The sequence below is a fragment of the Mesorhizobium sp. M7A.F.Ca.CA.003.01.2.1 genome, from assembly GCF_003998945.1.
Classification (GTDB): domain Bacteria; phylum Pseudomonadota; class Alphaproteobacteria; order Rhizobiales; family Rhizobiaceae; genus Mesorhizobium; species Mesorhizobium ciceri.
In genome coordinates this window covers 1-6,083 of sequence record NZ_RZRA01000267.1, presented here as the reverse complement: position 1 = coordinate 6,083, position 6,083 = coordinate 1, and the positions used below count along the sequence as shown (strand labels likewise).

The 6,083-nt window shown below is 63.1% G+C and carries 6 protein-coding genes; 4 read left to right on the top strand and 2 right to left on the bottom strand.

The window, feature by feature from the left end:
- Positions 1-341 precede the first annotated feature (341 nt).
- Positions 342-1,055 carry a DNA helicase gene (locus EN969_RS13260; protein ID WP_013530139.1) on the top strand — a complete coding sequence of 238 codons (714 nt, stop codon included), beginning with the start codon at positions 342-344 and terminating at the stop codon, positions 1,053-1,055.
- Between the two features lie 20 nt (positions 1,056-1,075).
- On the opposite strand, the gene EN969_RS13255 is transcribed toward EN969_RS13260, so the two are convergent.
- Entirely contained in the window at positions 1,076-2,023 is a 948-nt protein-coding gene (locus EN969_RS13255; RefSeq protein ID WP_013530140.1) for a hydrogen peroxide-inducible genes activator, read from the bottom strand.
- A 265-nt stretch (positions 2,024-2,288) separates the two neighbouring features.
- On the opposite strand from EN969_RS13255, the gene katG reads away from it, so the two are divergent.
- Both katG and EN969_RS13245 read left to right on the top strand, forming a co-directional pair.
- A complete protein-coding gene (gene katG, locus EN969_RS13250; protein WP_063168780.1) occupies positions 2,289-4,484 on the top strand; it encodes a catalase/peroxidase HPI in 2,196 nt (731 codons plus the stop codon).
- A 182-nt stretch (positions 4,485-4,666) separates the two neighbouring features.
- Complete coding sequence (locus EN969_RS13245) at positions 4,667-5,224, top strand: GNAT family N-acetyltransferase (protein WP_013530142.1); 558 nt, start codon at positions 4,667-4,669, stop codon at positions 5,222-5,224.
- Between the two features lie 8 nt (positions 5,225-5,232).
- On the opposite strand, the gene EN969_RS13240 is transcribed toward EN969_RS13245, so the two are convergent.
- Positions 5,233-5,649: a helix-turn-helix domain-containing protein gene (locus EN969_RS13240; protein ID WP_013530143.1), complete on the bottom strand. Its 417-nt coding sequence runs from the start codon at positions 5,647-5,649 to the stop codon at positions 5,233-5,235.
- Between the two features lie 105 nt (positions 5,650-5,754).
- Between EN969_RS13240 and EN969_RS13235 the strand changes: the two genes are divergently transcribed.
- Positions 5,755-6,083: heavy metal-associated domain-containing protein (locus tag EN969_RS13235; protein ID WP_164758243.1), on the top strand; the 329-nt coding region annotated here is incomplete at its 3' end.

The following is a 6,083-nucleotide window of genomic DNA, read 5'->3' as shown; positions in this document are numbered from 1 at the left end:
CGTCGGCGCGTTGGCTGACGGAGCATCAAACGAAAAACCCGCCTGTGCGGCGGGCCATCGGCGCAAATCAGCACCATGGACAAATATGTACCATAGCTGAGTGCAGGGAGTCAAGAAAAAATTCCTATCGCGAAAAGCCGCGGGTTCGGAACCTGATCTCTCGAGTTCCGCGATTTTCGATACGCAGGGATTGAGCTATCATCTGATTCTGGCGTGGCTCACGCCTCCTCCCTCCGCCGGGAAAGCATCATCCATGCAGGGCTCTCTCATCACCGAACCAACTGTTCGAGCGCTTGGCATAAGGAGGGGTTGCGAAAACGGCTCGCACCAGGAGGTTTGTCATGAAGCTGTCCGCGCCCATCTATCATCTGAAGCGTCAAGCCAGGCTGTTGTCCCGCGAGGCCAAAATTCCGCTCCACGAAGCGCTTGACCGTGTTGCAGTACGGGAAGGCTTCGCCAGTTGGAGCCTGCTTGCGGCCAAGGCAGCCGGGGCGGCGCCTGCCGGCACACTGTTTGCGCAACTTGCGCCCGGCGATCTGGTCCTGGTGGGTGCACGACCCGGCCACGGCAAGACGCTGATGAGTCTCGAACTGGCAATCGAAGCCATGAAGTCCGGCAGTCGGGGCGTGTTCTTCACGCTGGAGTATACGCAGCGGGATGTGCTCGACCGATTTCGAGCCATCGGGGCAGACCCGGTGCAGTTCAACGACCGGTTCGTGTTCGACAATTCCGACGCCATCAGCGCCGACTACATCGTCAAGGCATTGGGCTCGGCGCCGCGCGGCACGCTGGTGGTGATCGACTACCTGCAACTGCTCGACCAAAAGCGGCAAAATCCGGAGCTGATGGCGCAGGTTCGCACGCTGAAAGCGTTTGCCGGCGACAGGGGATTGATCCTCGTCTTCATCTCGCAGATCGACCGGTCCTACGACCCGGCGCAGAAGCCGGTTCCCGATATCGGCGATGTGCGGTTGCCGAACCCTCTGGATCTGTCGCTGTTCAACAAGACCTGCTTCCTGAACAAGGGCGAGATCCGGTTCCACGCGGCAGGCTGACGATCGGGTCAGCCAAGCCTTCATTGGGCGGCTGCTACCAAGTTCAGCTCAACCGATGCCGGATTGTGCTGCGCGCGCAACGTTTCGGCCGCCTGGCGAACCACTTCGGATATAAGCATCAGCTGTTTGGCGATCGGGCTTGTCTTGCGCCAGATCATGCCGATCGTCCGCGACGGTTGGGGGTTGGCAAAGTGGGCGACAGACACCGCCGCCGAGCGCGTCTCCACCGGCACGGCCATTTCGGGAATCAAGGTGACGCCGACACCGGCGCCGACCATCTGCACCAGGGTCGACAGCGAGCTGCCGTCCAGCAACTCCCTTGGCCGCGCCGAATGCATGTTGCAGAACGACAGCGCCTGGTCGCGAAAACAATGGCCTTCCTCCAGCAGGAGCAGCCGCATCTCGCGCAGCATTTCGCGGTTGGGGACCGGCTTTCCCTCGTCCTCGCCGGGCCGGACCAGCACGAAGTTCTCGGCAAACAGCACGATTTCCGTCAGCGAGGGTTCCGACACCGGCAAGGCGACGATGGCCGCGTCAAGCCGGCCGTCGGCCAGTTCCTGGATCAGCTTTTGCGTTTGCGTTTCGCGCACGTGGATATCGAGCCCGTCATGCATGCGGGCGAGGTTGCCGATGATGGCAGGCAGGAGGTAGGGTGCGATCGTCGGGATCACGCCGATGCGCAACCGTCCCACCAGCCGGTCGCGCGAGGCGCGGGCCAGATCCGTCAGCTCATCCACCGAGCGCAGGATGTCGCGGACGCGCAAGGCGAATTCCTCGCCGAAATTGGTCAGCCGGACCTGGCGTGGGCCTCTTTGGAAAAGCTCCGTGCCCAGCGTTTCCTCCAACTCCCGGATCTGCACCGAGATGGCGGGCTGCGAGATCGAGCAGGCATCGGCGGCGCGGCCGAAATGATTGTGCCGGGCCAGCGCCTCGAAATAACGCAGCTGCTTCAGCGTCAGGTTTGTCATAATGTCATCTTATCGCTGCAATCAGGAAATCCAACTTAAATTAATCAAGCGGCTTTGCTATAGGAGTCGTAACGAAGATGAGGAGCAGCCGGGACCGCCTGGTGAGGCGCATGCCCGCAGCAACAGGACATCCAACATATTCGGTCGCGTATCGGGCTCAGGTCATCGCGCCAGCCATGAAACGGACCGCCTACAGGGACATTTTTGTGTCCCTGTTCACGCAGCAGTTGAACAGCTCAACACAGCCACGATCGGAGAGAAGAACATGGACGCACAGACCGATGATCCCAGTGCCGGCAAATGCCCCGTTGCGCACGGATCCTCCAGCAGGACGAACCGTGACTGGTGGCCGAACCAACTGGACCTTGGCGTTCTCCATCAGCAGTCGAACCTTTCGGACCCGATGGGCGAAGAGTTCGACTATGCCGAGGAATTCAAGTCGCTCGATCTCGATGCGGTGATCAAGGACCTGCACCAGGTGATGACGGATTCGCAGGATTGGTGGCCGGCCGACTTCGGCCATTACGGGCCGCTGTTCATCCGCATGGCCTGGCACAGTGCCGGCACCTACCGCATCGGCGACGGCCGTGGCGGCGCCGGGGCCGGCCAGCAGCGTTTTGCTCCGCTCAACAGCTGGCCGGACAATGCCAATCTCGACAAGGCGCGCCGGCTGCTGTGGCCGGTCAAGCAGAAATATGGGCGCAAGATCTCCTGGGCCGACCTGCTGATCCTCACCGGCAACGTCGCGCTGGAATCGATGGGCTTCAAGACCTTCGGTTTCGCTGGCGGCCGCGCCGACGTCTGGGAACCCGAACAGGACGTCGATTGGGGTTCGGAAACCAAGTGGCTCGACGACAAGCGCTACTCCGGCGACCGCGAACTCCAGGGCCATCTCGGCGCCGTCCAGATGGGACTGATCTATGTCAATCCGGAAGGGCCGAACGGCAAGCCGGATCCGCTGGCCTCGGCACGCGATATTCGCGAGACGTTCGGCCGCATGGCCATGAACGACGAGGAGACCGTGGCGCTGATCGCCGGCGGCCACACCTTCGGCAAAACCCACGGCGCCGGCGATGCCTCGCTTGTGGGTGCGGAGCCGGAAGGCGCCGGCATCGAGGCGCAGGGCCTCGGCTGGTCGAGCAAGCATGCCACGGGCATCGCCGGCGATGCCATCACCTCGGGCCTCGAGGTGACCTGGACCACGACGCCGACCAAGTGGAGCAACAACTTCTTCGACAATCTGTTCAACTTCGAATGGGAGCTGACCACGAGCCCGGCGGGCGCTCATCAGTGGACGCCGAAGGGCGGCGCCGGCGCCGGAACCGTGCCGGATGCCCACGATCCGTCCAAGCGCCGCGCGCCTGCCATGCTGACGACCGATCTCGCGCTGCGGGTCGATCCGGCCTACGAGAAGATCTCGCGGCGCTTCCATGAGCATCCGGACCAGTTCGCCGACGCCTTTGCCCGCGCATGGTTCAAGCTGACCCATCGCGACATGGGTCCGGTCGTTCGCTATCTCGGCCCGCTCGTGCCCAAGGAAGAACTGATCTGGCAGGATCCGATCCCCGCGGTCGACCACGAACTGGTCGGCGAGCAGGACATTGCGTCGCTGAAGGCGAAGATCCTGGCATCGGGCCTGTCGGTTTCCGAATTGGTCTCGACGGCGTGGGCCTCGGCCTCGACGTTCCGCAATTCCGACAAGCGCGGTGGTGCCAATGGTGCACGCATCCGGCTGGCGCCGCAGAAGGATTGGGAGGTTAACCAGCCGGCGGAACTGTCGAAGGTGCTGGCCAGGCTGGAAGCCATCCAGAAGGAGTTCAACGCGGCACAGACCGGCGGGAAAAAGATCTCGCTGGCCGACCTCATCGTTCTCGGCGGTGTCGCCGCTGTCGAGAAGGCGGCGAAGGATGGCGGCCACGAGGCCAAGGTGCCGTTCACGCCGGGTCGCATGGATGCTTCGCAGGAACAGACGGATGTCCATTCCTTTGCCGCGCTCGAGCCGAAAGTCGATGGCTTCCGCAACTATGTCAGGGGCAAGCAGCCGATGTCGGTCGAAGCCATGCTGGTCGACCGGGCGCAATTGCTGTCGCTGACCGCACCCGAAATGACGGTGCTGGTCGGCGGTCTTCGTGTGCTCGGCGCCAACACGGCCAACTCGAAGCACGGCGTGTTCACCGACCGGCCGGGTACGTTGACCAACGACTTCTTCGTCAACCTGCTCAGCATGAACACGGTCTGGGATCCGGCCGCCGGCTCCGACGAAGTCTACGAGGCGCGTGACCGCAAGACCAAGGCGGTCAAGTGGACCGGCACCCGTGCCGACCTGATCTTCGGCTCGCACGCCCAATTGCGCGCGCTTGCCGAGGTCTACGGGTCGGCGGACGCCAAGGCGAAATTCACCAGGGATTTCGTTGCGGCATGGACCAAGGTGATGAACGCCGACCGCTTCGACATCGCCTGAGATCGCTAAAGGTGCTCCGGCGCGGCCGCGCCGGATCGCCGGTCCTCCCAAGGACACAACGCCAGGGCCGCGTTTCCAGTGATGGGAGCGCGGCCTTTGTCGTATGGGGCCGCGCTTTGGTGGACCGTGCCTCCCTGGTCAAGCATGCTATTTTGTGGGCATCGCGTCTGCACCGGTGCACCATGATCGAAATCGTCAAACCCGCGTTCGAACATCTGCCGTCCTACAAGGCGGCACTCGAACGCGGCTGGTCGCCGGACAATGTGCGATTGCTGGAAGCGACGCGCGAGCAGCTTGCGGCAATCGAAAGGGATCCCGTGGCTTTTCTCGCCGACCTCGATGATCCCCAGGCCAGGGGCGGTCCGATCACCTTGCCTGACGGCAAAAAGGTGCCGCGCCTGCCAGGCTTCCGCCGCTGGATCTGGGACGGCGAGGCGTCGGGCTCGATCGGCTTTCGCTGGCAGAAGGGTACGTCGGACCTGCCGCCGCATGTGCTCGGCCATATCGGCTATGCGGTGGTGCCGTGGAAGCGGCGGCGCGGCTACGCTACACAGGCGCTGCGCCTGATGCTGGAGGAGGCGAGGGCGGTCGGCCTGGCTCACGTCGAGATCACCGCCAAACCGGGCAATCCGGCCTCGCACAAGGTGATCCTGGCCAATGGCGGCAAGCTCGTCGAACGCTTTTTCGAGGACGCCGCCTATGGCGGAGCGGAAAGTTTGCGGTTCCGGATCGAGCTGTAGGATGTATCTCAACCATGCTCATCGGCGCACAGCGCATGATCCGACAGCGCGCGGATGACGTAGCAGTCGCCGACCGTCTGGCCATTGCAGCACGTGGCGATGCGTTCGAGCTCGGCCTCGAGCCGCTTCAACTGGGCAATCTTTTCCCGCACCGAGATCAGTTGCTCCTCGGCGATCTTGTCGGCGTGGCCGCAGGGTTGCTCGGGGTGGCCGCTCAAATCGATCAGAGAGCGGATGTCCTCGACGGCGAAACCGAGATCGCGGGCGTGGCGGATGAAGGCCAACCGCTCCAGCTCCTGCCTGGAATAGCGGCGCTGGTTGCCTTCCGAGCGCTCGGGTGCGGCAACAAGGCCCATCTGCTCGTAGTAGCGGATGGTCGGCACCTTGACCCCGGTGCGGCGCGAGAGATCACCGATCGAAAACATGAATTGCCTCTTGAAGCTCTAGTGACTAGAGCAATTACAGTGCCTGACATCAGCGTTCAAGACCCATGCGGCGACGCCGCGCGGGCAAGACAGACAGGTGATGTGATGACGGCGCCCCTCGACCAGGTAAAAATCAGGCAGACGCGGTTCAAGATCGGCGGCATGGATTGCGCCTCTTGCGCAACCAAGATCGATACGGCGGTGCGTCGCCTAGACGGCGTCGCCGATGTCTCGGTTTCGGTGACCGGTGCCAGCATGACGGTCAGCCATGGCGGCGCGTTGCCGGAAGGCAGGGTGCTGCAGCAGGTGGCTCGGCTCGGCTACGGCATCGTCAGGGCAGAGGCACATGTATCGCCGATGTCAGACAAGGCGCACGCCGATCACGTCCACAATGACCATGAAGGCCACGATCATGCGAGCCACGATCCCGATCC